Source organism: Goekera deserti (genome assembly GCF_010685995.1).
Taxonomy (GTDB): Bacteria; Actinomycetota; Actinomycetes; order Mycobacteriales; family Geodermatophilaceae; genus Goekera; species Goekera deserti.
This window is the reverse complement of the sequence record NZ_JAAGWK010000022.1, coordinates 131,516-157,841: the sequence shown is the minus strand read 5'-3', so window position 1 is coordinate 157,841 and position 26,326 is coordinate 131,516. Positions and strand designations below refer to the sequence as shown.

General features: G+C 76.0%; 27 protein-coding genes and 1 pseudogene. 6 read left to right on the top strand and 22 right to left on the bottom strand.

Annotated features, from left to right (window positions below; translation table 11 throughout):
- Nucleotides 1-2: 2 nt before the first annotated feature.
- Both G1H19_RS23390 and G1H19_RS23385 read left to right on the top strand, forming a co-directional pair.
- Nucleotides 3-410 (top strand): annotated as a pseudogene (locus tag G1H19_RS23390) (sigma factor); the annotation flags it as partial.
- Nucleotides 411-472: 62 nt separating this feature from the next.
- Nucleotides 473-931, top strand: coding sequence for an RNA polymerase sigma factor (locus G1H19_RS23385; RefSeq protein WP_235909170.1), 459 nt, complete (start codon nt 473-475; stop codon nt 929-931).
- Nucleotides 932-933: 2 nt separating this feature from the next.
- On the opposite strand, the gene G1H19_RS16000 is transcribed toward G1H19_RS23385, so the two are convergent.
- The 3 genes from G1H19_RS16000 to G1H19_RS15990 are packed head-to-tail and all read right to left on the bottom strand — an operon-like array spanning nt 934 to nt 2,782.
- Nucleotides 934-2,205: an MFS transporter gene (locus G1H19_RS16000; protein WP_152727401.1), complete on the bottom strand. Its 1,272-nt coding sequence runs from the start codon at nt 2,203-2,205 to the stop codon at nt 934-936.
- 19 nt (nt 2,206-2,224) lie between these two features.
- The gene (locus tag G1H19_RS15995; RefSeq protein WP_162392336.1) at nt 2,225-2,494 is read right to left on the bottom strand and encodes a type II toxin-antitoxin system RelE family toxin; all 270 of its coding nucleotides are present in this window, start codon (nt 2,492-2,494) and stop codon (nt 2,225-2,227) included.
- A gap of 27 nt (nt 2,495-2,521) precedes the next feature.
- Nucleotides 2,522-2,782, bottom strand: a complete 261-nt coding sequence (locus G1H19_RS15990; RefSeq protein WP_152727400.1) for a type II toxin-antitoxin system Phd/YefM family antitoxin — start codon at nt 2,780-2,782, stop codon at nt 2,522-2,524.
- A gap of 224 nt (nt 2,783-3,006) precedes the next feature.
- On the opposite strand from G1H19_RS15990, the gene G1H19_RS15985 reads away from it, so the two are divergent.
- Both G1H19_RS15985 and G1H19_RS15980 read left to right on the top strand, forming a co-directional pair.
- Nucleotides 3,007-3,780: a hemerythrin domain-containing protein gene (locus G1H19_RS15985; protein WP_152727399.1), complete on the top strand. Its 774-nt coding sequence runs from the start codon at nt 3,007-3,009 to the stop codon at nt 3,778-3,780.
- A gap of 43 nt (nt 3,781-3,823) precedes the next feature.
- Complete coding sequence (locus G1H19_RS15980; protein WP_152727398.1) at nt 3,824-5,122, top strand: ADP-ribosylglycohydrolase family protein; 1,299 nt, start codon at nt 3,824-3,826, stop codon at nt 5,120-5,122.
- An 8-nt stretch (nt 5,123-5,130) separates the two neighbouring features.
- Here G1H19_RS15980 and G1H19_RS15975 read toward each other — a convergent pair whose 3' ends face one another.
- The 5 genes from G1H19_RS15975 to G1H19_RS15955 form a co-directional block, all read right to left on the bottom strand.
- Nucleotides 5,131-5,427 carry a hypothetical protein gene (locus tag G1H19_RS15975; RefSeq protein ID WP_152727397.1) on the bottom strand — a complete coding sequence of 99 codons (297 nt, stop codon included), beginning with the start codon at nt 5,425-5,427 and terminating at the stop codon, nt 5,131-5,133.
- 124 nt (nt 5,428-5,551) lie between these two features.
- On the bottom strand, nt 5,552-7,645 hold the full coding sequence (locus G1H19_RS15970; protein ID WP_152727396.1) for an MMPL family transporter: 2,094 nt from the start codon (nt 7,643-7,645) through the stop codon (nt 5,552-5,554).
- 141 nt (nt 7,646-7,786) lie between these two features.
- The gene (locus G1H19_RS15965; protein ID WP_162392337.1) at nt 7,787-8,449 is read right to left on the bottom strand and encodes a response regulator; all 663 of its coding nucleotides are present in this window, start codon (nt 8,447-8,449) and stop codon (nt 7,787-7,789) included.
- Nucleotides 8,446-9,630, bottom strand: coding sequence for a sensor histidine kinase (locus G1H19_RS24640; protein ID WP_152727395.1), 1,185 nt, complete (start codon nt 9,628-9,630; stop codon nt 8,446-8,448). Before G1H19_RS24640 ends, G1H19_RS15965 begins: the two co-directional genes overlap by 4 nt.
- Before the next feature lie 54 nt (nt 9,631-9,684).
- Nucleotides 9,685-11,211, bottom strand: coding sequence for a class I adenylate-forming enzyme family protein (locus tag G1H19_RS15955; RefSeq protein ID WP_152727394.1), 1,527 nt, complete (start codon nt 11,209-11,211; stop codon nt 9,685-9,687).
- 212 nt (nt 11,212-11,423) lie between these two features.
- Between G1H19_RS15955 and G1H19_RS15950 the strand changes: the two genes are divergently transcribed.
- Complete coding sequence (locus tag G1H19_RS15950) at nt 11,424-12,440, top strand: ATP-dependent DNA ligase (RefSeq protein ID WP_152727393.1); 1,017 nt, start codon at nt 11,424-11,426, stop codon at nt 12,438-12,440.
- A gap of 241 nt (nt 12,441-12,681) precedes the next feature.
- On the opposite strand, the gene G1H19_RS15945 is transcribed toward G1H19_RS15950, so the two are convergent.
- The 9 genes from G1H19_RS15945 to G1H19_RS15910 all read right to left on the bottom strand — a co-directional run bounded on the left by G1H19_RS15945 (nt 12,682) and on the right by G1H19_RS15910 (nt 19,318).
- Nucleotides 12,682-13,152, bottom strand: a complete 471-nt coding sequence (locus tag G1H19_RS15945; protein WP_235927928.1) for an NUDIX domain-containing protein — start codon at nt 13,150-13,152, stop codon at nt 12,682-12,684.
- Between the two features lie 91 nt (nt 13,153-13,243).
- Complete coding sequence (locus G1H19_RS15940; protein WP_152727392.1) at nt 13,244-14,260, bottom strand: LLM class flavin-dependent oxidoreductase; 1,017 nt, start codon at nt 14,258-14,260, stop codon at nt 13,244-13,246.
- Between the two features lie 94 nt (nt 14,261-14,354).
- Nucleotides 14,355-14,498, bottom strand: coding sequence for a hypothetical protein (locus tag G1H19_RS22685; RefSeq protein WP_174278067.1), 144 nt, complete (start codon nt 14,496-14,498; stop codon nt 14,355-14,357).
- A gap of 94 nt (nt 14,499-14,592) precedes the next feature.
- A complete protein-coding gene (locus G1H19_RS15935; protein WP_152727391.1) occupies nt 14,593-15,075 on the bottom strand; it encodes an SRPBCC family protein in 483 nt (160 codons plus the stop codon).
- The gene (locus tag G1H19_RS15930) at nt 15,072-15,482 is read right to left on the bottom strand and encodes an ArsR/SmtB family transcription factor (protein ID WP_152727390.1); all 411 of its coding nucleotides are present in this window, start codon (nt 15,480-15,482) and stop codon (nt 15,072-15,074) included. The genes G1H19_RS15935 and G1H19_RS15930 overlap by 4 nt, the downstream gene beginning before the upstream one ends.
- An 84-nt stretch (nt 15,483-15,566) precedes the next feature.
- Complete coding sequence (locus tag G1H19_RS15925) at nt 15,567-16,241, bottom strand: hypothetical protein (protein ID WP_152727389.1); 675 nt, start codon at nt 16,239-16,241, stop codon at nt 15,567-15,569.
- Between the two features lie 262 nt (nt 16,242-16,503).
- The gene (locus G1H19_RS22680) at nt 16,504-17,529 is read right to left on the bottom strand and encodes an excalibur calcium-binding domain-containing protein (RefSeq protein WP_193616465.1); all 1,026 of its coding nucleotides are present in this window, start codon (nt 17,527-17,529) and stop codon (nt 16,504-16,506) included.
- Nucleotides 17,530-17,974: 445 nt separating this feature from the next.
- Nucleotides 17,975-18,574: a DUF4352 domain-containing protein gene (locus G1H19_RS15915; protein ID WP_152727387.1), complete on the bottom strand. Its 600-nt coding sequence runs from the start codon at nt 18,572-18,574 to the stop codon at nt 17,975-17,977.
- 279 nt (nt 18,575-18,853) lie between these two features.
- A complete protein-coding gene (locus G1H19_RS15910) occupies nt 18,854-19,318 on the bottom strand; it encodes an NUDIX domain-containing protein (RefSeq protein WP_162392338.1) in 465 nt (154 codons plus the stop codon).
- 71 nt (nt 19,319-19,389) lie between these two features.
- On the opposite strand from G1H19_RS15910, the gene G1H19_RS15905 reads away from it, so the two are divergent.
- A complete protein-coding gene (locus tag G1H19_RS15905; protein ID WP_152727386.1) occupies nt 19,390-19,677 on the top strand; it encodes a DUF1905 domain-containing protein in 288 nt (95 codons plus the stop codon).
- Nucleotides 19,678-19,691: 14 nt separating this feature from the next.
- Here G1H19_RS15905 and G1H19_RS15900 read toward each other — a convergent pair whose 3' ends face one another.
- The 5 genes from G1H19_RS15900 to G1H19_RS15880 are packed head-to-tail and all read right to left on the bottom strand — an operon-like array spanning nt 19,692 to nt 26,080.
- The gene (locus G1H19_RS15900) at nt 19,692-20,825 is read right to left on the bottom strand and encodes a serine hydrolase domain-containing protein (RefSeq protein WP_152727908.1); all 1,134 of its coding nucleotides are present in this window, start codon (nt 20,823-20,825) and stop codon (nt 19,692-19,694) included.
- Nucleotides 20,822-22,156 carry an NtaA/DmoA family FMN-dependent monooxygenase gene (locus G1H19_RS15895; protein WP_152727385.1) on the bottom strand — a complete coding sequence of 445 codons (1,335 nt, stop codon included), beginning with the start codon at nt 22,154-22,156 and terminating at the stop codon, nt 20,822-20,824. The genes G1H19_RS15900 and G1H19_RS15895 overlap by 4 nt, the downstream gene beginning before the upstream one ends.
- 12 nt (nt 22,157-22,168) lie before the next feature.
- Entirely contained in the window at nt 22,169-23,371 is a 1,203-nt protein-coding gene (locus G1H19_RS15890) for an LLM class flavin-dependent oxidoreductase (RefSeq protein WP_162392339.1), read from the bottom strand.
- Nucleotides 23,364-24,167, bottom strand: a complete 804-nt coding sequence (locus G1H19_RS24635) for a DUF1684 domain-containing protein (RefSeq protein WP_162392340.1) — start codon at nt 24,165-24,167, stop codon at nt 23,364-23,366. Before G1H19_RS24635 ends, G1H19_RS15890 begins: the two co-directional genes overlap by 8 nt.
- A complete protein-coding gene (locus G1H19_RS15880; protein WP_162392341.1) occupies nt 24,164-26,080 on the bottom strand; it encodes an FAD/NAD(P)-binding protein in 1,917 nt (638 codons plus the stop codon). The genes G1H19_RS24635 and G1H19_RS15880 overlap by 4 nt, the downstream gene beginning before the upstream one ends.
- Nucleotides 26,081-26,326 lie beyond the last annotated feature (246 nt).

Here is a 26,326-nt window from a genome sequence, read left to right as displayed (position 1 = left end):
CGGTGGACACCCGGCGCTGCGTCGAGCAGGTCTTCCGTGAGCACCACGGCCGGGCGGTCGCCGTCCTGGTGCGCGGGCTCGGCGACATCGACCTCGCCGAGGACGCCGTCGCCGACGCGTTCACCGCCGCGCTGGCCACGTGGCCCACGACCGGGGTACCGCCGAGCCCGGCCGGCTGGATCATCACCACCGCGCGCAACCGGGCCGTCGACCGACTGCGCCGGGCCGCGGTCGGCGACGCCAAGCTGCAGCAGGCCGCCGTGCTGAGCGCGCCACCCGAGCCGGAGGACGTCGGGGCCGTGCGGGACGACCGGCTGCGGCTGGTGTTCACCTGCTGCCACCCGGCGCTGGCGCCCAGCGCGCAGGTGGCCCTGACGCTGCGGCTGCTCGGCGGGCTGACCACCGCCGAGATCGCCCGCCCGTTCCTGGTGCCGGAGGCGACCATGGCGCAGCGGCTGGTGCGGGCCAAGGGGTGTCGCTGGCCGACCAGGACCGGTCGCGCTGGACGGCGTCGCTGGTGGCGGAGGGCCAGGAGCTGGTGCGGCGCTGCCTGCGCCGGGACCGGCCCGGGCCCTACCAGCTGCAGGCGGCGATCGCGGCGGTGCACAGCTCGGCGCCGACCGCCGCCGACACCGACTGGCCGCAGGTGCTGCAGCTCTACGACCACCTGCTGGCGCTCACCCCGACACCGGTGGTGGCGCTGCACCGGGCGGTCGCGGTGGCCGAGGTGCACGGCGCCGCGGCCGGGCTGGCGCTGGTCGAGGAGCTGGCGCTGCACCGGTCGCCGGTGGCCCACGCGGTGCGCGCCGACCTGCTGCGCCGGCTGGGCCGCACCGCCGAGGCGGCCACCGCCTACGACGACGCCATCGCCCGCACCGCGAACGAGCCGGAGCGGGCCTGGCTCGCCGCCCGCCGCGACGCGGCGGGGTGAGCTCAGCCCGCGGGGTCCGGCTCGCGGGCAGCGGCCACCGCCGCCTCGGCGGCGTCCATGCGCTCGTCGGTGGTCCACCGGGTGAGCACCAGCACCGCCAGGGACAGCGCGGCCGCCCCGGCGAACGTCGCGCGCAGGCCCACTGCCGACGCCAGCAGGCCCCCGGCAGCGGCACCCAGCGGCAGCGCGCCCCAGCTGACCAGCCGGAACCCGCTGTTGACCCGGCCGAGCAGCCGCGCCGGGGTGATCCGCTGACGCAGCGACATGGTCATCACGTTCGAGACGACCAACCCGGCTCCGCCCACCAGGAACCCGGCACCGACGACGACGGGGTGCGCGGACGCGGCCGGTGCGGCCATGAACAGCGCGCCGGTGCCCAACCCCAGCCGGATGCACCACGCCCGCCCGATCCGGCGTTCCAGCGGGCCGGCGAGGAAGGAGCCGGCCACGCTGCCCGCCGCGGCGACCGCCAGCAGCAGGCCCAGCCCCGACCCGGTGAGCCCCATCGCCGAGCCGGGGCCGACGGCGTACAGCACGAGCACGGCGAACGTGGCGTTGAGCGCCAGGTTCGTCACCCCGACGAGGACGGCGATGGTGCGCAGCAGCGGCTGCCGCCACGAGAAGCCCAGCCCCTCGGCGATCTCCGCCCGCATCCCGGCCCGCCGGCCGTCGCCGGTGCGGAAGTCCCCGCGCAGCGTCACCAGTGCCAGGCCGGCGAGCACCCAGAGCCCGGCCGTCGTGCCGAACGCGGCGGCGGCGCCCGCGGCGGCGAGCACGCCGGCCAGCGGCGGTCCGAGGAACTGACCGGCGGTCATCTCGGCGGCGAACAGCCGGCCGTTGGCCCGGGACAGCTGGCCGGGCGGCACGAGCTGAGGCACCAGCGACTGCGCCGCGGTGTCGTACAGAGTCTCGGCGACACCCAGGGCGAAGGCCGCGACGTACAGCGCCGCGATCGACCCGCCGTCCACCAGCACCGCGGCGGTCAGGGCGCCGAGGACCAGGACGCGCAGCGCCTGGGCGCCGAGCACCGCCCGGCGCCGGTCCCAACGGTCCACCAGGGCACCGACCGGCAGCGACACCACCAGCCAGGGCAGCGAGAGCGCCACCGCGAGCCCGGCGACCAGCGCCGGTGACCGGGTGGTCTGCACCGCGACCAGCGGCAGCGCCAGCTTGAGCACGCCGTCGGCGGTGTTGGACAGCGTGGACGCGGCCCACAGCCGCCAGAACGCGACCGGTAGCCGGCCCGCGGCGGTGCCCTGCTGTGTCGCTCCCATGCCCTGACGGTGTCAGGTCTCAGCCGCGGCCGGGTGCCGCCGCCCCGCCCCCGTCGCCGACCTCCAGGAACAGGACGACGACCCCGCGCTCGTCCAGCTCGTAGACGACCCGGTAGCCGCCGGTGCGCACCCGCCACTCGCCCGCGCCGCCGCGCAGCTGCTGCGCCGACGGCGGCCGCGGGTCGACGGCGAGCAGCTCCACCGTGGCCCGGACGCGCTCCCGGCCGGCGGCGTCCAGCGCGCGCAGCTGCCGGGCCGCGGACGGGCTCAGCCGCACCTGTGGCCGCACGCCCCGACCTCCTGCTCCGCGATGCGCTCAGCGCAGACCGAGGTCTGCCCGCACCCGCTCCCACAGGAGCGGCTCGACGCCGGTCTCGCGCATCTCGTGCCGGGCGGCCTCCGCGTCGAGGATGTCGGTCATGTCCTCGGCGAGGCGCTGCAGCCGGTCCAGGTCACGGACGGCGATCACCGCGGCGACCGGCCGGCCCCGCCGGGTGAGGTGGACCGGCCCGCGGGACGCGTCGTCGATCACCGCGCCCAGATTGCGTGCAGCAACTGAGACACTACTCACAGCCATCGCCCCCATGGCGGGAAAGTACACCCGCCGCCGCCCCCGCACAGGGGCCGAACGGCCTGTCGCCCACGACACCCGGGGAGCCTCGCCCTCGCTGCGTGACGGACCGGGCACAGCGGGCGCCGTCACGACACCATTGGGTCACGGAACCCGCACCGACCCAGCGCGGGGCGCCGTCCACGCCTACCGTCAGGGCTTCACACCCCCGGCGCCGCGACGAGGCCCCCATGAACGCCGACACCGTCCCCGACCAGCCCCTGCTCGAGCAGTCGGCCGACGCCGTCCCCCCGTTCCGGCGCAGCACCGCCGCCGCCGCGGTCGCCCACCAGCGGGTGGTGCACCAGCTGGCCCGCCGCGAGTTCCGCATCCTCGTCGACCTCGCCGCCGCTGCCGAGGCCGGCGACGCCGTGCGCGCCGGGGAGCTCACCATGCACGCCGAGCTGATCGGTGGCGTGCTGCAGCGCCACCACGCCCTCGAGCGCGACCTGCTCTGGCCGGCCCTGCTGCGCAGCGTCCCGCCGCGCGAGCGGACCCGGGCAGCGGCGCACGTGGGCGACTGGACCGAGCGCACCGCCGTGGTCGGCCTCCTGCTGGACGAACTGGTCGTGGCTGCCGGCACCTGGCGCACCACCCCGAGCGAGCCCGCCCGCGCCGCCTTCACCGGCGCCTGCGCCCGGGTGGTCGAGGCCGTGGTCGTGCAGACCGGCACCGAGGAGGAGGCGCTGCTGCCGCTGCTGCACGCCCACCTGTCCCCGCAGGACTGGACCCGGTTGATCCGCTCGGCCGACGACCCGCTCACCGGCCCGGAGCGGATGCTGGTGCTCGGCCTGGCCCTGGAGGACGCCAGCGCGGGCGACCGTGCCCGGCTGATGGCCTCGCTCAGCCCCGGGCTGCGGACGGCCTGGCGGGTGCACGGTCAGCGCACGGCCCGGTCCGCGGTGGAGCGGGTGCGCGGCGCGGCGACGCCCGCCCCGGCAGCCGGCGGCCCACTGCCCGGCTGACCCGCGGCGGGCGGGTGCCGCGCACGCGCGGCACGATGGGGGGATGGACGCCTCGATGCCCCGCACCCACCGGGTGACCGGAGCGCTGGTGGGGGCAGCGGTGGGCAACGCGCTCGGTGCCCCGTTCACCGGTGCCCCGCCCCGGGGGTTCAGCGCCCGCTTCCCGGCGCCCGCCCGCGGGGTGCACACCGAGATGTGCGGCGGCGGCCCGCTGGGCCTGGACCCCGGCGGCACCACCGACGACGTCGAGCAGACCCTGCTGCTGGCCACCTCGCTGGTGGAGCACCGCGGCCTGGCCGACGTCGCGGCTGACGACACCAGCCCCGCCGGCACCGCAGCAGGCGGCACCGCACCCGAGAGCACCGCACCCGGCAGCAGCGCCCTGCTGCACACGGTGCCCACCGCCCTGTTCGCCGCCCGGCAGGGACCCGACGCGACGGCCGACCTCACCCGCCGGGTCGCCGAGCGCCTGGGCGGGGACGCCGCGGTGGCCGCGGAGTGCGTGCTGTTCGCCGGGCTGCTGCGCGCCGCCTTCGACGGCGCCGACCCGGCGTCCGCGGTCCCCGGGGCGCTGGAGCTCCTCCCGGCCGGGCAGCGGGACCACTGGCGCACCGCGCTGGACGCCGGCGACCCCCCGGCCGACGGCGCACCCGTGCTGGCCCGGGCGCTGTGGGCGCTGCACGGGGGCGCGCCGGTCGCCGACGCGCTGCGCCGGGCGGTGGACCTCGGTGGCGACACCGCCGGCGTGGCCGCGGTGACCGGCGCGCTGGCAGGCGCGGTGCACGGCGTGGTCGGCATCCCGATGCGCTGGACCTCGGTCGTGCACGGCCGGGTGCCCGGCGCCGCGGACAAGGACTGGTGGCTGGCCGACCTCTACAAGCTGGCCGCCGGTCTGGACGGCGACCGGATCCCGGCGTTCGAGCGGCCGCTGGAGATGGGCCCGGGTCCGGAGGAGGTGGTGGAGGGTCTGTGGGCGTCGGACCTGGACGGTGCCCGCGGCAGCTCCCCGGACTTCGCGGTCATCTCGCTGTGCCGCACCGGCACCCGGTTCGCGCACGCCGTCCAGCGTTTCGCGCACCTGGTGGACGACGACAGCAACACCGAGATCGACGTGGTGCTCGCCGACGTGCTCGACGACATCGCGGCACTGCGCGCCGAGGGCCGGCCGGTGCTGGTGCACTGCTACGCCGGCCAGTCACGCACCGGGCTGGTCCTGCGGGCCTGGCTGCGCCGCACGGCGGGCATGTCGGTCGAGCAGGCCACCGACGCCGTGCTGGAGACCTGGCCCTACCTGAGCACCGACAACGACAGCTTCACCGCGGCGCTGGAGCGGATGGGCTGACCGCCGGCTCAGCGGTCGGGGGCGGCCAGGACCAGGTGGGCGCGGCGGGCCGGCAACGGCCCGGGGGTGCCCGGGCGCAGCCGCGGCGCACCCGGCTCGCGCAGCCCGGCCAGGGCCGCGGAGGCGGCGAGCGAGCCCAGCGGCACCCCGGTCCGGGCCCGGGTCCGGCGGGCCACGGCGCGGGCGTGCAGGCGCGCGGCGTCCGGGCCGAGCTCGGCGGTGCCCCCGGCACGACGGGCGGCACTGCCGCCGACCACCTCGGCGATGCCCGGCGGTGGTGCGGGCCGGCGGCGGAACAGGCGCAACGCGGGACCTCCTGGGCCGGGAGTGGACGCCGTCACGCTAGGGACGGCGGCCACGCTGCGTCAGCCCCGGACCGTCACCGATCGCCCGGCCGGGTGACTGCGCGGCACCCGCTCCGGGCAGCCGTCACGCTGCGCTCACAGCCGGCTGCGGCACGGCCGGCTCCTCGGTGATCCCGTGCCGGGCGTGCCAGCGGCGCAGCGGCGCCGGCGCCCACCAGTTGGCCCGGCCCAGCAGCGTCATCACCGCGGGCAGCAGCAGCATCCGCACCAGGGTGATGTCGGCGAGCACGGCCAGCACCAGGCCCAGGCCCACCTGCTTGACCGGGGAGAACCCGCCGGCGACGAACCCGGCGAACACGACCACCAGCAGCAGGCCGGCCGAGGTGACGGTGCGCGCGGTCCGGGCCAGCCCCTCGCGCAGCGCCCGGTCGGTGTCCCCGGTGGCGCGCCAGATCTCCGAGATCCGGCCGAGCAGGAACACCTCGTAGTCCATGGACAGGCCGAAGGCGATGGCGAAGACCAGCACCGGGGTGGTGATGCTCAGGCTGCCCAGCGCCTCGGTGCCGACCAGGGCGCCCAGGTTGCCGTCCTGGAACACCCACACCAGCGCACCGAAGGTCGCCCCGAGGCTCAGCGTGCTGAGCACGATCGCGGTCAGCGGCACCACCAGCGACCCGGTGAACAGGAACAGCAGCACCGTCGTCGTGCCCAGCAGCACCAGCAGCGCCCACGGCATCCGGTCCACCAGGGCGTCCTGGTAGTCGGTGAGGAAGGCGGCGTCGCCGGTCACCCGCACCGTCGCCGGGGCGTCCAGCGCGCGCACCTCGTCGACCAGCCGCATCGCCGTGGGCCCCTGGCTGTCGCCCTCGGGCAGCACGTCCAGCACGGTGAACCCGGGCACCGTCCGCTCGGTCACCGTCCGGACGCCGGGGAGCTCCCGCACCGCGCGGGCGTACCCGGTGAGGTCCGTGCCGGCCGGGGCGACCACGGTGACCGGGTCGACGTCCGTGCCGGCCGGGAAGCGCTCGTCGGCGATCTCGGTGAGCTGCCGGGACGCCGAGCTCGCCGGCAGCGAGCGGGCGTCGGGGTCGGCGAAGACCGCACCGAGGAACGGTGCACCGGCCAGCGCCAGCACGGCCGCGGTCGCCAGCACGACGAGCGCCGGACGCCGGCCGGCCAGCCGGGCGGCCCGGGCGAACAGCCCGCCGCTGCTCGCGGTGGGCGCCGCCGGGGCGATGCGACCGCCCACCCGGGCCAGCAGCGCGGGCAGCAGGGTGAGCGCGGCCAGCAGGTCCAGCAGCACCACGCTGAGGCCGGCGGCGCCGATCGAGCGCAGGAACGGGTCGGGGAACACCAGCAGCGCGGCCAGCGCGGCGGCCACCGTCGCCCCGGAGAAGGCCACCGTGCGCCCGGCCGTGGCCATCGTGCGCGCCAGCGCCCCGGCGACGCCTGGGTCGACCGCGCGTTCCTCCCGGAAGCGGGCCACCACCAGCAGCGCGTAGTCCACCGCGAGGCCCAGCCCCAGCATCGTGACGATGTTGACCGCGTACACCGAGACGTCGGTGACCACGCTGACCAGCAGCAGCGCCAGCAGCGTCGCTGCGACCCCGACCAGGGCCACCACCACCGGCAGCCCGGCCGCCACCACCCCGCCGAACAGCACGACCAGCAGCACCAGCACCACCGGCAGCGAGAACAGCTCGGCCCGGGCCAGGTCGGCCGCCGCCTGGTCGTTCATCTCCTGGTCCAGCAGCATGCCGCCGCCCACCAGGACGCGCGGGGCGTCCAGCGAGCGCAGCAGCCGCACCGCCTCGTCCACGGTGCCCTCGGCCAGCTCGTCCCGCGGCTCGAACTGCACGCCCAGCGCCACGGCCCGGCCGTCCTCGGCGGTGAGCGCCGGGTCCCCCGTCGTCCAGGGCGTGGCCACGCCGGTGACCCCGGGCAGCGCCGCGATCGCCGCGGTGACCCGCTCGACCTCCGGGCGCAGCTGGTCGGCGGGCAGCCCGTCGGCCACGGCGTACACCTGGCCACCGCTCGGCGCGGCCTGCCACAGGTCCTCGGCGGCCTGCACCGACTCCGAGGACTCCACCGAGCCGACCGCGGCGGTCAGCCGGCCGAACAGCGCCGGCGCGGCGAGCACACCCCCGACCAGCACGGCGAGCCAGACGACGACGAGCGCGCGGTGCCGGGCGCAGGTGCGGGTGAGCGAGGCGAGCATCGCGGGTGGCTCCTCTTGCGGGGTGGGCGGTCGCCGCCGACGCTAGGGCCGCCGCCGCGCCCGGCACCTCCCCCGCGACGGCGGGTCGCCCCTCCCTCTCGCGGGGGGAGGACGGGCGCGGCACTCCCCCCGGGTCGACGCTCAGGAGCCGGGCTGGACCAGGCCGTGCTCGTAGGCGTGGATCACCGCGTGCACCCGGTCGCGCAGGCCCAGCTTCATCAGCACGTTGCCCACGTGGGTCTTCACGGTGTGCTCGCTGACCACCAGCTCGCGGGCGATCTCGGCGTTGCTCATCCCGCGAGCCAGCAGCGCCAGGGTGTCCCGCTCGCGGGCGGTCAGCCCGTCCGCCGCGGCCGGCGCCGGGCGGGCCGGCGCGGGGCGGCTGCGCACGAAGTCGGCCAGCAGCCGGCGGGTGACCGCGGGCGACAGCAGCGCGTCGCCCCGGGCGACGACGCGGACGGCGTGCACGAGCTCGTCCCGGCCGACGTCCTTGAGCAGGAAGCCGCTGGCCCCGGCGTCGATCGCGTCGTACACGTGCTCGTCCAGGTCGAAGGTGGTGAGCACCAGCACCCGGGTGCCGGGAAGCTGCTCGACCAGCAGGCGGGTGGCGGCCAGCCCGTCGAGCACCGGCATGCGGATGTCCATCAGCACCACGTCCGGGCGCAGCGCGTGCGCCAGGTCCAGCGCCTGCCGGCCGTCGCCGGCCTCGCCGACCACGGCCAGGTCGTCGTGCGCGCCGAGGATCATCGCGAACCCGGCCCGCACCAGGGCCTGGTCGTCGGCGATCAGCACCCGGGTGCTCACGACGCCCGCGCCGGGTCCAGCGGGAGCCGGGCGGTCACGGTCCAGCCGCGGCCAGAATCGGGGCCGGCGGCCAGCACGCCGCCGTGCGCGGCGGCTCGCTCCCGCATGCCGACCAGCCCGTTGCCGCCGGGCAGCGGCGCGCCGGCGCGGCCGGTCGCGCCCAGGCCGTCGTCGTGCACGGTGACCAGCACCGCGTCGCCGTCCCGGCGGACCTGCACCTCGGCGCCGGCCGGGCCGGCGTGCTTGAGCACGTTGGTCAGCGACTCCTGCACGATCCGGTACACCGACAGCCCGACGCCCACCGGCAGCCCGGCCGGCAGCTCGCCGACCTCCAGCCGCACCGGCAGGCCCGCGGCCCGGCAGCGCTCGACCAGCCCGGGCAGGCCGTCGAGGCCGGGCTGCGGCTCCCGGGACGCCGGGTCGGTGCGCAGCACGCCCAGCATCCGGCGCATCTCGGTGAGCGCCGCCCGGCCGGTGGCGCTGATCGCGTCGAAGGCCTGCCCGGCCCGCACCGGGTCGCGGTGCACGACCACCGGCCCGGCCTCGGCCTGCACCACCATCATCGAGACGTGGTGGGCGACCACGTCGTGCATCTCGCGGGCGATCCGGGCGCGCTCCTGCACCACGGCCCGCTCGGCCTCCGCCGTCCGGGTGCGCTCGAGCAGGAGCATGCGCGCCTCCAGCTCCGCGGCCCGGTCGCGCCGGGCGCGGGCGCCGTCGCCCAGCAGCCAGGCGGTGGCGAAGACCAGGTAGTTCACCGTGAGGTCCTGCGCGTCGGCCCCGGTCCGCTCCAGCAGCAGCACCACGGCCAGCACGACGGCGGTCGCCGCGGCGGCGGTCCAGGCGGCGCGGCGGCTGCCGTGCGCGGCCACCGAGTACAGCGCCACGGCCGCACCGAAGGGCAGCAGCGGCTCGGGCAGCTGCGACACCCCGTGCACCGCGGCGAGCAGCCCGACCACCAGGACCACACCGAACGGCCGGCGCCGCCGCCCGACCAGCGGCAGGCTCTGCCCGGCGACCAGCGCGTAGCCGGTCCAGCCCACCGGCTCGCAGCCGCAGGCCTCGTGCGCCCACAGCGGCTGGGCCGACAGGACCAGCACCAGCAGGGCCAGGGCGACGTCGGCCAGGCGCTCGTGGGCGGCCAGCCAGCCGCGGACGTCGGGGAGGGCCGCGGCGCGCACGGGGGCAGTGTGCCGCAGCCGGGCGCTCCCCGACTCCCCCGCGCGGCGGATCCGTCAGCGCGGCGCCCGGGGCACCTCGGTCCAGCCGGTGGTGGCGCGCAGCGGGCGCTTGAGCACCTTGCCGCTGGCGTTGCGGGGCAGCGGGACGTCGAGCACCCGGACGAACTGGGGCACCTTGTAGTCGGCCAGCAGCCCGCGGGCGTGCGCGATCAGCGAGGGCACCAGTTCCTCGGCGCCCACCCCCGGACGGGGCTGGACGACGGCGCCCACCTTCTCCCCCATCACCGGGTCCGCGACGCCCACGACCGCCACCTCCACGACGTCGGGGTGGGCGGCGAGCGCGTTCTCCACCTCCACGCAGTACACGTTCTCCCCGCCGCGGTTGATCATGTCCTTGACCCGGTCCACGATCCGCACCATGCCGTCGTCGATGCGGGCGAGGTCACCGGTGTGCAGCCAGCCGTCGACGAACGTCTCCGCGGTGCGCGCGGGGTCACCCCAGTAGCCGGCGGCCACGTTCTGACCGCGGACCAGCAGCTCGCCCACGCCGCTGACCGGGTCGGGGTGCTCGACCCGGACGTCGACCACGGGGATGGGGAACCCCACCGAGTCGGGGTGGTCGTGCGAGTACTCGTCGGGCAGGAACGTGATCAGCGCGGCGGCCTCGCTCATCCCGAATCCGTTGCCGAGCCGCGCGGTCGGGAACACCGCGCGCAGCCGGTGCACCAGCTCCGGGGCGATGGGCGCACCGCCGTAGTTCACCGTGCGCAGGCTGGACAGGTCGGCCCCGGCCAGGTCGGGGTGCCGCAGGGTCAGCTCCCAGATCGTCGGCACCGTCGTCATCATCGTGACCCGGTACCGCGACACGGCGTCGATGAGGGCCGGCAGGTCGAGCCGGGGCAGCACGACCACGGTGCCGCCGATGGCCAGCTGGGTGAGCATCTGGGAGTTGCAGCCGGTGACGTGGAACAGCGGCACCGAGACGAGCGCGACCGAGTGGGCGCTGCCGTCGCGCACCAGCCGGGAGCAGCGGATCGAGGACTCGACGTTGGACAGCAGGTTCTCGTGGGTGTTCATCGCGCCCTTGGGCCGGCCGGTCGTGCCGCTGGTGTAGAACAGCGACGCGACGTCCCGGTGCGCGGCGCGGTGGGCCTGCACCGGCTCCCCGTCGGGCAGCGGCTCCCCGGGCCGGACGACGTACCGGGCGCCGCAGTCCTCCAGGACGAACGCCACCTCGGCCTCGGCCAGCCGGGTGTTCACCGGCACCACGATCCCGCCGGCCAGCAGCGTGCCCCAGTAGGCCAGCAGCCAGTCCAGCCCGTTGCCCAGGTGCACGGCCACCCGGTCGCCGGGGGCGACACCGGCCGCGCACAGTCCCCCGGCCACCCGGGCGGCGCGGGACCACAGCTCGGCGTAGGTGGCGGACGGGCCGCCCACCTCGACGACGGCGGTGCGGTCACCGAAGCGGTCGACGGTGTGCCGGAGCATCTGGACGACGTCCTCCGGCAGGTCGGTGTAGCGCCGGATGCCGTCGTCCCCGACCTCGGTGCCGGTGCGGTCGAAGGGGTACTGCGTGCTCATCGGTGCTCCCGTCCGGTGGCCGCGTCGCCACCCGGCCGCCATCTTGGCCCACCGCCCTGTGCCCCACGCCACCACCAGCGCGTGCACGGCCCGACCCGTCCGGGTGAGGACGTCGCCCCGGTCGTCGGCGCAGCGGCGGCGGGCGCACACGCTGCGCGCCCGCCGCGCCCCGGTGACCAGCGCGGACGCCGCCGCTGCCGCAGCCTGTCGGGATGCCGAGGACCAGCGTCGCCCGGGACGTCCCCGGCCTGCCGCCGGAGCTGGCCGGCCCGGTCGCGGTCGCGCTGGCCAAACCGGTCACCGCGCTGCCGGCCCCCGGGTCGCTGCCCGGGGGAGCTCGCTACGAGCCGAAGTGGGACGGCTTCCGGGTCGCCGTCGTCCGGGACGCCGCCGGCACCCGGGTGTGGTCCCGGCAGGGACGCGACCTCACCGACCGGTTCCCCGACGTCGCCGCCGCCGCGCACGCCCAGCTGCGGCCGGGCACCGTCGTCGACGGCGAGGTGGTGGTGTGGCACGACGACCGGCTCGACTTCTCCCTGCTCCAGCGCCGCCTGGTCACCGGGATCGGCCGGCTCGGCCCGCTGGTGGCCCGGCACCCGGCGTCCCTGGTGGTGTTCGACGTGCTCGCCGCGCGGTACGGCGACCTGCGCGGGTTGCCGGCCGCACGGCGCCGCGCGGAGCTGGAGTCGCTGGCCGCCGGCTGGGCCCCGCCGCTGCAGCTGTGCCCCGCGACCGGCGACCCGGCGCAGGCGCTGCAGTGGTCCCGGGAGTACCGGCCGGCCGGGGTCGAGGGCCTGGTCGTCAAGGCCGGGGCCGGCCGCTACCGGCCCGGTGCCCGCGACTGGCTCAAGGTCAAGTCGTGGGAGACCGCCGAGGTGGTCGTCGGCGGCATGATCGGCCGGCTGCAGCGGCCGAGCCAGCTGGTGCTCGGCCGGCACCGGGCCGGGGAGCTGGTGGTCGTCGGGCGCACCACGCCGCTGTCCGGCGCGCAGGCGGTCACCCTGGACGGGCTGCTCGCCCCCTCCGCCGGTGGGCACCCGTGGCCGGCGCGGATCGGCACCGGGCGCTTCGGCGGCGGCCGGCTGCAGGTGGAGCTGACCCGGGTGGAGCCGACCGTGGTGGTGGAGGTCAGCGCGGACGCCGCCTTCACCGCCGGGGTGTTCCGGCACCCGGTGCGCTACCTGCGCCCCCGCCCGGACCTGCGGCCGGAGGACCTGCCGCCGCTGTGACCGGCACGCCTCGACCCACGACCGCACACACCGGGACGGTCCTGCCGGCCGGTCCGCAGCTCAGCCCGTCGACCCCGACGTCGTCCCGGGGGCCCGGGTGCCGGCAGTGACCCGTGATCGGCCACGAGGGGACCGGTCCTGGCCGGTCCCGGGCAGATGCCCGGCCTCCGCTGCTGCACCCGTGGGGGCCGGCACCCTGGGCCCGGTCGGCGTGACGATCCGCGTGCCGCCGTCCGGCCGGTCAGGGGTGGGCGGCGAGGTGGTCCCGCAGCCGGTCGAGGAAGGGCAGCTGGCCCTTCACCAGCAGCCGGCGCGCCTGCTCCAGCGGCGCCCACAGCGCCCGGTCGATCTCCGGGAACTCCTGCACCCGGCCCGACCGGGGCGGCCACTCCATGCTGAAGGTGGTGCTGCGGGCGGCGTCGGCGTCCAGGTCGCCGCGCGCCGCCCAGACGGTGAGCAGCTTGCCGGCGCGCACCTGCCCGAGCGGCACGAAGTCCTCGGCCGGCACCGGGGAGCCGATCTCCTCCTCGAACTCCCGCAGCGCCGCGGCGAACGCGTCGTCCCCCGGCTCCAGCTCGCCCTTGGGGATCGACCAGGCGTGCTCGTCCTTGCGGGCCCAGAACGGCCCGCCCATGTGCCCGATCAGCACCTCGACGGTGCCGTCGGCGGCGCGGCGGTGGAGCAGGATCCCGGCACTGTGGCGAGCTGGCACCGGGCCATCCTGCCCCGCGCCGCGGGTCCGGCGTCGGCCTGCTGCTCGTGCTGCCCCGCTCCGGCCGGTGGTCGTCCCGGCCGGGCGCGGTTCAGCCGGGCTGCCAGCCCAGGGCCGGTCCGAGCCGGGTGGCCATGTCGGTGAGGATCTGCACGTAGTCGTCGTGCTCGAAGCTGAACGGCAGCGCGAAGGCGACCTCGGTGACCAGCTGGAAGGCCGGGTGCGCGTACAGCTGCTCGGCGATCTGCTCGGAGGTGCCGACGACGTCCGGGGCGAACAGCAGCCGCGCGGGCCCCTGCGGGCTCGCCGTCCGGGGCAGCCGGGAGGCCGCGTACGCCGCGTACTTCTCCCGCTGGGCCGGCGTCGCGGTGTCGGTGGGGATGACGACCAGTCCCTGGGAGACGCGGGCGGCGTCCCCGAGCGGGTGGTGGGCGCGGAACGTCTCGACGTGCGCGCGCTGCAGCTCCGCGAACGAGCCGGGCCCGTCGGCCTTGACCACGCTGCTGGTCAGCAGGTTCAGCCCCTGCTCACCGGCCCAGCGGGCCGATGCCAGGCTGCTGGCGCCGTACCAGACCCGCTCGTGCAGACCGGGCGAGTGCGGCTGCACCCGGTCGGAGAAGACCTCGATGCCGCGCACGCCGCTGAACGAGCTGGCCGGGTCACCGCGCAGGTGTCGCACCAGCCGCAGCACCCGCTCGTAGCCGAAGTCCTCGGCGTCGGCGGTGTCCGGGTAGAGCGCCGCCCGGACGTCGTCCCAGTGCATGGGCTGCCCGACGCTCACCCCGGGGTTGACCCGCCCGCCGCTGAGGACGTCGACGGTGGCCAGGTCCTCGGCCAGCCGCAGCGGGTTCTCCCAGGCCAGCGGGGTGACCGCGGTGCCCAGCTCGATCCGCGAGGTGCGCTGCGAGGCGGCGGCCATGACGGCGACCGGGGAGGAGACGCCGTGCTGCAGGTGCCGGTGCCGCAGCCAGGCGCTGTCGAGGCCGAGCTGCTCACCGAGCTCGATCTCGGCCAGCAGCGCCTCCATGCCGGGGCCCGGGTCGTCACCGTCGAACGTGCCGATGGTGAGGAAGCCGAGCTTCTGCAGCGGTGTCGAGGACGTGGGCATGTGAGCCCGAACCCGGCGGCGGACCCCCGCCATTCCCCGCAGACGACGAGGACCCCTCCACCGGGCTGGGTGGAGGGGTCCTCGTCGTACGGGCTCAGCGGCGGGGGCCGCGACCCTTGTTCTTGTTCATCAGCTGCTGCACCAGCTCCTTGGCCTTGCGCTGGTTCTCCGGCTTGCGGGCCTGGGTGATCACCTGCTGGACGACGACCGTCTTCAACAGTCCCTTGAGCATGCCCATGACGTACCTCCTGGATCGGTGCGTGCGTGGCCCCGTGGTCGGCGCTCCTCCTGCCCACCCGGGCGCTGTCCCACGCATCCTCCTCCCCCGGTGGTCACCGGGTGAGCAGCTCCTCCAGCCGCTCGTAGGACTCCCGCACCCCCACCTCCATGCCGCCGGCCACGAAGGCGTCCCGGTCGGCGAAGGAGTCGACCAGCGAGGTGGCGGTCAGCCGGGTGCGGCCGTCGCCGAGGTCGGTGAACACCAGCTTCTCCAGCGCGACACCGTCCGGCATGCCCTCCCAGGTGAAGGTCTGCACGATCAGCTCGCCGTCGCGGACCTCGTGGAAGGCGCCGTGGAACCCGTGCTCGGCACCCCCGCCGACGTGCAGGTACCGGTAGGAGCCGCCGGTGCGGCAGTCGTAGTGGTCGATCCGCATCTCCATCGCGCGGGGGCCCAGCCAGCGCGCGACCAGCTCCGGGTCGACGTGCGCCCGGAACACCCGCGCCGGGGGCGCGTCGAACTCCCGGGTGATGCGCACCAGGGGGACGTCTGCGGGGACGTCGATGCGGGTCTCGTTCGTGCGGGTGCTGGTCATGCCGGTTCTCCTGTCGGTCGTGCGCCGGGTGGATCGGTGTCGGGCGGGTCGGTGTCCGGTGCCCCGTCGGGTGCCCCGTCGGGTGGGTCGTCGGGCAGGGAGGCGAGGACGTCGTCGAGCCGGCGGTAGCGCTCCTCGGCCTGGCGGCGGAAGCGCTCGACCCAGCCGGTCATGAGGTCCAGCACGTCGGCCTCCAGGTGCACCGGGCGTCGCTGCGCCTCCCGGCGGCGGCTGACCAGGCCGGCGTCCTCCAGCACGCGCACGTGCTTGGACACCGCCTGCAGGCTCATGCCGTAGGGCTCGGCGAGCTCGCTGACGCCGGCGTCGGCCAGGGCGAGCCGGGCCACCATGTCGCGCCGGGTCGGGTCGGCCAGGGCGGCGAACACCCGGGACAGTGCGTCGGCCATGCGATCTCCGTCCTCAACTGATCGGTTGAGGAGACGGTAGACCCGCGATCGGACTCAGTCAACCGTTCGGTTGAGGAAGACGGCTCAGGCGCGTGGGCAGGCCCCGTCGAGCAGGGCGAGCACCCGGGCCCGCTCGGTGTCAGACAGCGGTCCGACCCGGTTCAGCCGGCGGGACAGCTGACAGGTGGCGACCAGCGGCACGCCGCGCACGGCGGGCGTGGACAGCAGCGGCAGGTCGGTGTCCACCACGCACAGCACCGCGCGCACGGGCACCGTGGCCCCCCACGGCGCGGTGTCCAGCAGTGCGCGGACGGCGGCCCGCTGCCGCTCCAGCTCCGCCACCACGCGGGTGCGGTCCTGGCCCTGCACGACCAGCCGCTCGCCGGGCGCGGGCAGGAAGCCGGCGGCGCGGGCCACCTCGACGCGCATCCGGGGCCAGCGGCGCACGTCCACGACTGTCACACCGGTGCGCGCGACGGCGATCATGTCGACCCGGCCGGCGGCGACCAGCCGGTCGTCGAGCAGGCTCACGTGCGGCCCGCAACGGTGCCGCAGCCGGGTGGCGGCGAGCACGCTGCCGGCCACCTCGTCGGCGGCGGGACGCTCGGGGGCCCGGGTGTCGAGCAGGGTCGACGGGACGTGCGCCAGCCGGGGTCGGACCCGCGTCTCCCGGACCACGCGCAGCCGGCGCAGGGCCTCGTACCGGAGTCCGCCGGCTCCCGCCCCACCGTCGACCACCGCGCCCTGCTGACCGCTCATCCCGGTAGTGCAGCGGACCGGGGCCCGCGGGACAAGGGTTCCACCCGCGTGTCCCGGCACCGGATCGACCTGCCCCACCACTCTCGGCATCCCCACCCCAGCCGTCACACCCGACGGTGGTCCGACCCGGCACCGGTGCCCGCCGTCCGGCCGTGCAGCATGACCGGCGATCCTCACGGGAGAGAGCCGTTCCGGGAGACGCCGAAGAGCCGGACGGCGGTGGGCCGGGGCCGCTGCGGCCCCGGCCCGACGCCTCGTCGGCTCAGGTGTCGCAGCCGATCCCGTCCTTGTCGCGGTCGAACTTGGCCTGGAACCCGGGGTCGCCCGCGTAGATCGGCGCGGCGCCGGCGGCGCGGACGGCGTCGCAGTTGGCGTAGTACGGCGCTGGATCGGGAGCGGGGGCCGGAGCAGGTGCGGGGACCGGAGCAGGTGCGGGTGCCGGGGCGGGTGCGGGGGCGGGCGCACGGTTGGGGGTCGGCGCAGGAACCGGAGCGGGTGCAGGAGCCGGCGGACGGTTCGGAGCCGGGGTCGCGGCCGGGGCACGGTCGGGAGCGGGAGCGGGAGCGGGAGCGGGAGCGGGAGCCGGGGCCGGGGCGCTCCAGGTGTGGGTGCAGGCGGTGGTCGCGGTCTGGCCCGCGGCATCGGTGACCAGGGCGGTGACCGTGTAGCTGCCCGGGGCGGCGTAGGTGTGCGCGAAGACGGCCGCGATGTAGGCCGGGTCCCCGGTGTACCGCGGGTCGCTGGTGAACTGCACGCCGTCGCCGTAGTCGATGCCGACGGTGTAGCCCCCGGCCGCCACCACCTGGTGCCCGAAGGCAGCTGCCGCGGATGTCACGGCCGGGCACGCCAGGGCCAGCACCGGCGCGGGCGGGAGCGTCGACGGAATGGGCGTGGCGCTCGCCGTCGGCCGGGCCGCGGCGACCGCGCGCTGCTGGGCGGACGGTGCGGCGTCCGACGAGCTGGGCGCCGACGTGGGCGTGCTGTCCGAGGACAGCGGCTGGACCGCGGTGGTGCTCGGCAGCAACGCGGCACCGGCGGCGAGCAGAGCGACCCCACCGACGGCGACTCCCCCGGCCGCACGCCGTGTCTGGATCATCGCCCACCGGGCCCGTCCGACGAGAGCTGCGGTGAGGCCGACCCCGACGACGACCAGACCGAGGAACGCCAGCGCCCCGCCGAGGTCGCCGGACGCGAGGGCGGACAGGACGATGAGCCCGACGACGACCGCGACGGCGATCAGCACCCGGTGGGAGCGTCCGTTCGAGGGCTGCTGCAGTGGAGTGGACATGCTGGGTCCCTGACTGTCGGAGGAGCGGGACGCCGGCGCCCCCGTACGGCGTCGCCCTCCCACGCCGGGTGTACCGGCGCGCAGACGGTAAGGAGACCGACCCGTCCACCCCGGGAGGCCGGCCCCGGACACGCCCGCCCCCGCCCCTCGGTGCCCATCGCCCCCGGCCATCCCACCGCCACTGCCCGACGCCGCAGTCGCCCGGGCATGACGTTCCCGCGGACACGTCCGGGCGGAACGTCCGCTCATGCCGGTGGTGGAACGGACCGGCGCCTGCAGGACGAGCGCCGCGCGCGCGTGTCCCGCCACCACCTCGAGCGTGGTCGCCACCGGCGTCGCGCCTGTGGGTCCCAGCGCTCCGACCGCGATGGCGGCGTCCGGCTCCGGGTCGAGACGACGATGGCGCCCCGCCCGGTCGGGTGGGGCGCCATCGAGGCTGTTCAGGTCACTGCAGGTTGACGGTCACGCCCCCGGAGAAGGCCGAGTCGTGGAGCTCGATCGCCGTCGGCGTCGTGCCGGCCGGCACGTCAAAGATGATCTTGCTGTTCAGGGTGTTCCCGGGGTTGATCTCGGAGTAGAGGGAGGAGCTGTCGGCGAGGTAGATGGCGGCGGACGGGTCGGAGCTGAACTCCTGCCCCTCGGCGTTCAGCAGCGTCTGGTTGTCCCCGAAGAAGCTCTGCGCCTCGTCGCCGGTGTTCTGCACAGCGACGTCCACGATGCAGAAGACGCCCTGCGCGGTCGTCGTGATCCCGGCGGTGCCCAGCTCGGTGGCCGAGCAGTCGACACCAGAGACGGTGAAGGTGAACTTGCCGTCGGCGGCTGGGGTGTTGAGCCCCGCGACTGCGTCCTCAGCAGCGTCCGAGCTGCCGCCAGCAGCGGTCGGACCCGAGGAGCTGGACGAACCGCCACCCGCCTGCATCGCGACGATCATCACCACGATGGCGGCGAGCACGATGAACCACCACTTGCGGTAGAAGGGCTTCTTCTTCTTGAGCTCGTAGCCCTTGGGCAGCGCAGGGGCTTCGGGCGAGACATGCGTGGACAAGTCGGTCCTCCGATTGTGGGGAACGGGCTCGTTCGCGATCCCGTGCTGCTGCCGAGCGTGAGGCCATCGTCGTGAACGGCCAAGGCCCGCGTCACCCGCCTCATCACATGGAGCCAGCCGTAAGACCCCCAGCAGTTCCAGCGGATGGGTTCAGCCGGCACGACGCGTGGAAGTCCCGTCCGAAACTGCCGCTACGAGAGAGGTACTGGTCACGAGAGCCACCGAGATCGCCAGAAGGAGACCCACTCCCTGTCTGACACTCGCAACGTCCAAGCCGCGTCAGCCGGCGAGGTGCTGCTGCAGCCGGTCGAGGAAGGCGACCTGGGTCTCCAGCAGCTTGCGGCGCGCCTCCGTGAGCGGGACCCAGGCGATGCGGTCGAACTCCAGGTACTCGCGCACCCGCTTCGAGCCGGGCGGCCACTCGAGCTGGAAGGTGCCGCTGTGGGCGGTGGCGGCGTCCAGGTCGCCCTCGGCGGCCCAGACGCGGAGCAGCGTGCGGGTGTCGACCTCGCCGAGCGGCACGAAGTCGGTGGCGGGCACGGAGCAGCCGACCTCCTCCTCGAACTCGCGGCGGGCGGCGTCGAACGGGTCGTCGTCCGGGGCGTGACCACCCTTGGGGATCGACCAGGACCGCTCGTCGCGGCCCACGTACGACGGGCCGCCGCGGTGGCCGATGAGCACCTCGACGGCGCCGTCGGCAGCCCGTCGGTACAGCAGGATCCCCGCTTTGTGTCGAGTGGCCACGGGGGCATCCTGCCGCCTCCGCGCCCGGATCCGTCACGTCCCGGTCCCCATCGGCGCCCTACCCTGCCCGCATGGACGTCGAGTTCCGCGGTGAGATCTGGTACTGGAGGGGCCCGGCGCCGTTCCACTTCGTGACCGTGCCCGACGAGCAGTGCGGGCCGATCGAGTCGGCGTCCTCGATGGTCACCTACGGCTGGGGCATGATCCCGGCCGCCGTGCGCATCGGAGCCACCACCTGGCGCACCGCGCTCTGGCCCAAGGACGGCGGGTACGTCGTCCCGCTCAAGGTCGCCGTCCGGCGGGCCGAGCGCCTCGAGCTCGGGGACGACGTGCAGGTCCGGCTCACCATCGACGTGTAGCTCGCGGCGCCGGGTCAGCTCACGGCGTCACGCGCAGCCGTCCAGAAGGCCTCCGGGCCGTCGGTCGGGCCGGTCATCATCCGCTGGGTGAGCAGCACCGCGACCAGGTCGATGTCCGGGTCGGCGTAGCCGGAGGTTCCGGTGCCGCCGGTCCACCCGAACCGCCCCGGGGTGGTCCACGGGTCGGTGACCTGCAGGGTGACCTCCAGGTTGCCGCCCCAACTGCGGCCGGGCCCGAGGAAGTCCTGCGCGGCGGCCCGCTGCCCGTCGGTCAGCCGGTCCCGGGTCACCTCCGCGGCCACGGTCGGGTCCAGGCCGGGGGCACCGCCGTCGGCGAGCGCGGCGAGCAGGGTCAGCACGTCACCGGCGGTGGACAGCAACCCGCCGCCGAGGGACTCGAACACCGGTGGCCGGGACCAGACGCCGTCCGGCGGGTCGAGCACCTGCAGGCCGTCGTCACCCGGGGCGTACTGGGTGGGCAGCCGGTCGGTCTCCGGGCTCCAGAAGCCGGTGCCGGTCAGGCCGAGCGGGCCGGTGACCCGCTCGGCGAGCAGCTCGCCCACGCTGCGGCCGGTCGCCCGGGCCAGCAGCACGCCCAGCACGTCGCTGCCGGTGTGGTACTGCCAGCCCTGCCCGGGCTGCGCGGCCAGCGGCAGCCGGCCGAGCCGGGTCAGCCACTCCCCCGGCTCCAGCTGGGGCGGCAGCGGGCCCGGGCTGACGCCCTGCGCCCACATCTCGTGGGCCAGCGGCGAGGCGTCCATCCGGAGGCCGAAGCCGGCGGTCATGTGCAGCAGGTCGGCGACGGTCACCGGCGCCGTCACCGGCATCGTGTCCGCCAGGGGCCCGGCCGGGTCGGCGATCACCCGTAGGCCGGCCAGCTCGGGCAGCCAGCGCGTGACGTCCTCGGCCAGGTCCAGCACGCCGTCGGCGACCAGGCCGAGGGTGAGCACGCCGCCGAACGGTTTGGTCAGCGAGGCGACCCGGAACGGGGTGTCGGTCCGCACCGGCTCACCACTGCCGACGGCCAGGGTGCCGGCGGCGTGCACCTCGGTGCGCCCGGCGTGCCGCACCGCGGCGACCGCGCCGGGGTACCGGCCCTCGGCGACGTGCGCGTCGACGAGGGCCCGGACCTGCTCGAACCCGCTCAGAGCGGGGCCAGCCCGAGGTGGTCGCGCAGCGTCGTGCCCGCGTAGTCGGTGCGGAAGACGCCGCGCTCCTGCAGCAGCGGCACCACGCGGTCGACGAACGGGTCGAGCCCACCCGGGGTGAGGTGCGGCACCAGTACGTAGCCGTCGGCGGCGTCTGCCTGCACCAGGTCGTCGATGGTGGCGGCCACCGTCTCCGGGCTGCCGACGAACGACTGCCGCGCGGTGACCTCCACCATCAGCTCGCGGATGGAGAAGCCCTTGGCCTCGGCGAGCCGGCGCCACTCGGCCGCCGTGGCCAGCGGGTCGCGGTGCATCCGCACGCTGGCCCGGCCCTGCGCCACGTGCTGCCCGCCCACCACCGGGTCGACCGTGGGCAGCGGGCCGTCCGGGTCGTGGTCGGACAGGTCGCGGTTCCACAGCTGCTCCAGGAACCGGATCGCGGTCTGCCCGGACACCTGCTGCATGCGCACCTCGTGGGCGAGCTCCGCGGCCTCGGCGTCGGTGTCACCGATGACGAAGGTGGCCGCCGGCAGGATCAGCAGCTCCTCCGGACGGCGGCCGAAGCGCGCCAGCCGGCCCTTGACGTCGGCGTAGAACGCCTGCCCGGCCTCCCGGGTGCTGTGCCGGCTGAAGATCGCGTCGGCCTGGGCGGCGGCGAAGTCCCGGCCCTCGTCGGAGTCGCCGGCCTGGAACACCACCGGCCGGCCCTGCGGGCTGCGGGGGACGTCGAACTGCCCGGCGATGTCGAAGTGGGCGTCGGTGTGGGCGAACCGGCCCGGCCGGGGCTCGCGCAGGAACGTGCCGGTGGCCTTGTCGGCCACGATCTCGTCCCCCCGCCAGGAGTCGAAGAGCTCGTGCGCGGTCTGCAGGAAGGTGCGGGCCCGCTCGTAGCGCTCCTCCTGGGGCAGGAAGCCGCCGCGGCGGAAGTTCTCCCCGGTGAAGGCGTCCCAGGAGGTGACCACGTTCCACGCCGCCCGGCCGGCGGACAGGTGGTCCAGCGTGGCGAACTGGCGGGCCACCTCGTAGGGCTCGTTGAACGTGGAGTTGATCGTGCCGGCCAACCCGATCCGGTCGGTCACCGCGGCCAGCGCGGCGAGCACGGTGAACGTGTCCGGCCGGCCGACCACGTCGAGGTCGTAGATCTCCCCGTTCTGCTCCCGCAGCCGCAGCCCCTCGGCCAGGAACAGGAAGTCGAGCCTGCCCCGCTCGGCGGCCTGGGCGAAGCGGGCGAACGAGCTGAACTCGATGTGGCTGCCGGCCTCGGGGTCGCTCCACACGGTGGTGTTGTTGACGCCGGGGAAGTGCGCACCGAGGTGCACCTGCTTGGTCATGGTCGGCACTCCTCAGACGGTCGCGTAGCGGTTGGCGGGGCGCGGCAGCCCGAGCAGGCCGCGCAGCGTGCTGGCCTCGTAGGCGCGGCGGAACAGCCCGCGGCGCTGCAGCTCCGGCACCAGGCCGCCGGTCACCTGGCGCAGGTCGTGCGGCAGGGTCGCCGGGCGCAGCCGGAACCCGGTGAGGCCGGCCGCCGCCCACTCGGTGAGCAGGTCGGCCAGCTGCACGTGCGTCCCGGTGAACACCCGGGCGTCGCTGGTGTACTCGGCGCCGGCGGTGTCGTCCAACCGGTCGCGTCGGGCCCGGGCGGTGGCGGCGTCGTCGTCGAGGAACACGACGAGGTCGCCGAACACGTGCACCGTCTCGTCCTGCCGGCCGGCCGCGGCCTGCGCGGCCCGGATCTCGGTGACGACGGCCGCGGCGTGCTCGGCGTCGCGCGGGGTGACGAACCCCAGGTCGGCGTTGCGGCCCACGAACTCGTACGGGACGGCGTGGTGGGCCAGCGCGGCCACGATCGGCTGGCCCTGCGGCGGCCGCGGGGTGATCGACGGCCCGGCGACGGAGAAGTGCCGGCCGGTGAAGTCCACCCGGTGCAGCTTGTGCCGGTCCACGAAGCGGCCGGTGGCGACGTCGCGGATCTCGGCGTCGTCCTCCCAGCTGTCCCAGAGCCGGCGCAGCACCTCGACCCAGTCGGTGGCCTCGTCGAAGAGCTCGCGCGACAGCGCGGCCACGGCCGGGTCCCGGGGGTCGACGGAGCGCACGTCGGGCAGGTCGCGGCGGCCGACGTGCGCGGCCTCGGCCCGGCTGCCGGCCACCCTCACCCGCAGCCCGGCCCGGCCCGTGCTCACGTAGTCCAGGGTGGCGATGGCCTTGGACAGGTGGAAGGGCTCGGTGTGCGTGACGACGGCGGTGGGCACCAGCCCGATCCCGGCGGTGACCGGGGCGACCCGGGCGGCCACCTGGACGGCGTCGAGCCGGCCGCGCACCTGGTCGGTGCGGTCGTCGGGCCCCCAGCGGTCGGTGGACTGCAGGGCCAGCGCGTCCTCGATGGTCACCAGGTCGAGCAGGCCGCGCTGGGCCTCGGTCACCAGGTCGACCCAGTAGCCCGCGGTGAGCAGGTCGGCGGGCCGGGCGTCCGGCTCGCGCCAGGCGGCCGGGTGCCAGCCGGCGCCGTCCAGCGCCACGGCCAGGTGCAGGAGCGGGGTGTCAGACACGGGCGGGCTGCCTCTCGTACGGGATCCGCTCGCCGGCCTCGACGGCGACCGGGAGCCGGTTCTCCGCGGGCGGCAGCGGGCAGGTGGCGAGGTCGGTGTAGGCGCACGGCAGGTTCGTGGCCCGATTGAGGTCCAGGACGACGGCGCCGTCGGCGTCCGGCGGGGCGACCGCCAGCGAGCGGACCGCACCGTAGGTGGTGACCCCGGCGGTGGCGTCGGTGAACAGCACCTGCAGGCTGCCCGGGGCCCGGCCCTCGAACGCGGTCAGCGTGTGCTCCCGGCCGTCGAGGGTGAAGGAGATCTCGCCCGGGGCGTCGTAGACGTGCTCCAGGCCCTCCACCGCGGCGCCGACCGTGGTGGGCCGGGGCGCGTTGAAGGCGCGGTACCGACCGGCCAGCACCCAGCGGGGGTCGGGTGCGTACGCGGGGGTGCCGTGGAACTGCACCCGCAGCGGGTGGTCGGGGTGCCGGGGCCGGACGATGTCGTGCCCGCCGCGGCGGGCGACCTCCACATGGGTGTCGCCGGAGACGGCGGTGACCCCGCCGCGCTCGGGGATCGGCCCGAACGCGTGCCGGCCGGTCAGTCGGACGCCGTCCAGGACCAGGTCGTCGTCCGGGTCGAGCACCACCACCGGCCCGTCCGGGCCGGTGGACCAGGTGCCGGGTGCACCGGGCAGGCGCTGCGGCCGGTCGGTCAGCCAGTGCAGAGCGGTGACGGCGAGGAAGCCGTGCGGGTCGGCGAGCGCGGCGTCCTTCTCCTCGTGCCAGCGATGCCAGGCCTCGGTGAAGGCGCTCACGAGGCCACCTCCACGGCGACCGGCTTCACGGCGACCGGGCGTTCCGGGGTGAGCTCGTGCCACAGGGTGCGGGCCAGCGCGTCGTTCTGGTGGAAGAACGGTGCGTCGGTGCGCGGCCGGGCGAAGGCGGCGACCTGGCCCCCGGAGGTCCAGAACCCGGCGGCGAACAGTCGCTGCTGCGGCCGGCCGGTGGCGTCGACCACGCGGTGCGCGGCATCGACGTGCAGCCGGCCGGTGCCGTGGGTGAGCCCGGCCTCGTGCAGCACCTTCTCCGCCGCCGACCCGCGCAGCAGCATGCTGCTCAGCAGCGGGTCGGGCGTGCTCGCCACGTCCGGGGCCGGGACGCGGGCCTCCACCAGCGCCCGGGCCTCGGTCACCGTGCCCACCGAGGCGGAGCGGGCCCGGAACACCCCGGCCTCGTCGTCCAGCGAGATCTCGGTGTCGGCACCCAGGAACCGGACGACGCCGGCCTCGGACAGCGCCACCAGCTCGGCGAGCCGGGGAGCGGGCGGGCCGCTGGCCAGGTAGCTGAACAGGTTCATCCACCAGCCGGGCAGGTCCTCGGCCTCCGAGCGGGCGGTGAGCCGGCCGGCGCGCATGAGCCCGGCCAGCGTGCCGTGGCAGATCAGCAGCGCGGTGAACACCGCGGCGTCCGCGCTGTACGCGGGGTCGGCGGCGCGGGCGAGGTCGGCCCGGACGTGCGCGCGCACCGCCTCCTGCAGCTCCGCGTCGCTGCCGAAGCGGCGTCCGGCCAGCGGGCGGTCCCGGGTGGGCAGGTCGAAGCGGTCGGCCGGGTCGGGCACGGCGGCCGCGATGACGTCGGGAAGGTCCTCGACGCCGTCGACGTAGGCCGCGGCGACGTCCTCCCACGTGCCGGTGGTGCGCTCGGGGTGGGCGCGGAACAGCTCGGTGTAGTGCGCCCAGCCCAGCTCGCGCTCGATCAGCGGCGCCAGGTCGGTGCGCAGGTCCAGGCGCCGGGTGCGGCCGAACGCGGCGTCCACCCCGGCCGGGGTGAGGAACCGCGGCGCCACCGGCGGGCCCGGCCACATGTAGCCGAGCTTGGACCGGTAGGGCACCCCGCGGCGGGAGCCGACGTATAGCACCGGCTCCCGGCCCGACGGCAGGTAGCGCAGCCCGTCGCCGTCCGGCACGAACCGGCCTCCGCGGGCGCCGGTGAGCAGCACCATCAGGTCGACGAACGCCAGCCCGATCCCGCGCACCAGCACGTCCTCCCCCGGCTGCAGGGCGCTCAGGTCGAGGTCGGCGGTGTAGCCGGGCGGCACGTAGGTCAGCCCGCGTGCGGTGGCGCGGGTGGTCAGCGCCCGCTCGCCGGCGGTGGGGTGCGCGTCCAGGTGGCCCTGGGCCAGCAGCACCGCGTCCGCCTCCAGCACCACGCCGTCGGCCAGGGTCACGGTGCCGCCGCCGTCCGGGCCGAGCCGGACGTCCTCGACCCGGGTGGCGTGCAGGTGCACGTCGGCCCACGGCCGGGCAACGTCGGTGACCGTGGCCAGCACCCAGCCCAGGTAGGCGCTCACCAGCGGGCGGGAGGGGAAGCCGGTGGGCGTGAGCCGGCGCGCCTCGGTGCCGACCGGGTCGTCCGCGGGCAGCGCACGGGCGACCCGCTCCACCCACTGCCACAGCGTGGTGCCCTCCCCGACCGGGCCGGCCACGGTGACCGACCGGTCGGGCAGCACGGTCACGTCGGCGGCCAGGGAGTTGGCCCACAGCAGCGCGGACTGGGCGCTGCGCCACACGCGGCCGCCGCCGGGCGGGTGCGGGTCGACCAGGTGCACCTGCAGGCGTTCGGTGCCGGAGAACTCGGGCGCGTTGGCGACCAGTCGTTCCAGCACCCCGACGGCGGTGGGGCCGGCGCCGACGACGACGAGGGTGGGCGGGGAGCAGCGGTGGGGCACGGGGTCTCCGGGGGGGGCGAGCGGGGTCAGCGGGTCGGGGCGCTCCGCCCGGGACACTGCGCGCTGGACGTGCGGAGCAGGTCGACGTGCCGCCGGGACCTCAGGAACTGCTCGAGCACGGGACACCTCCCCCTCGTGTGGACGCTCACACCGGCAACCCCCGTCGGGTCCCCGGGGATTCCCACCTGCAGGGTATGTCTACCAAGTCGATCGGGTTTGACGGGAAACGGGATCGCGTCCTAGGGT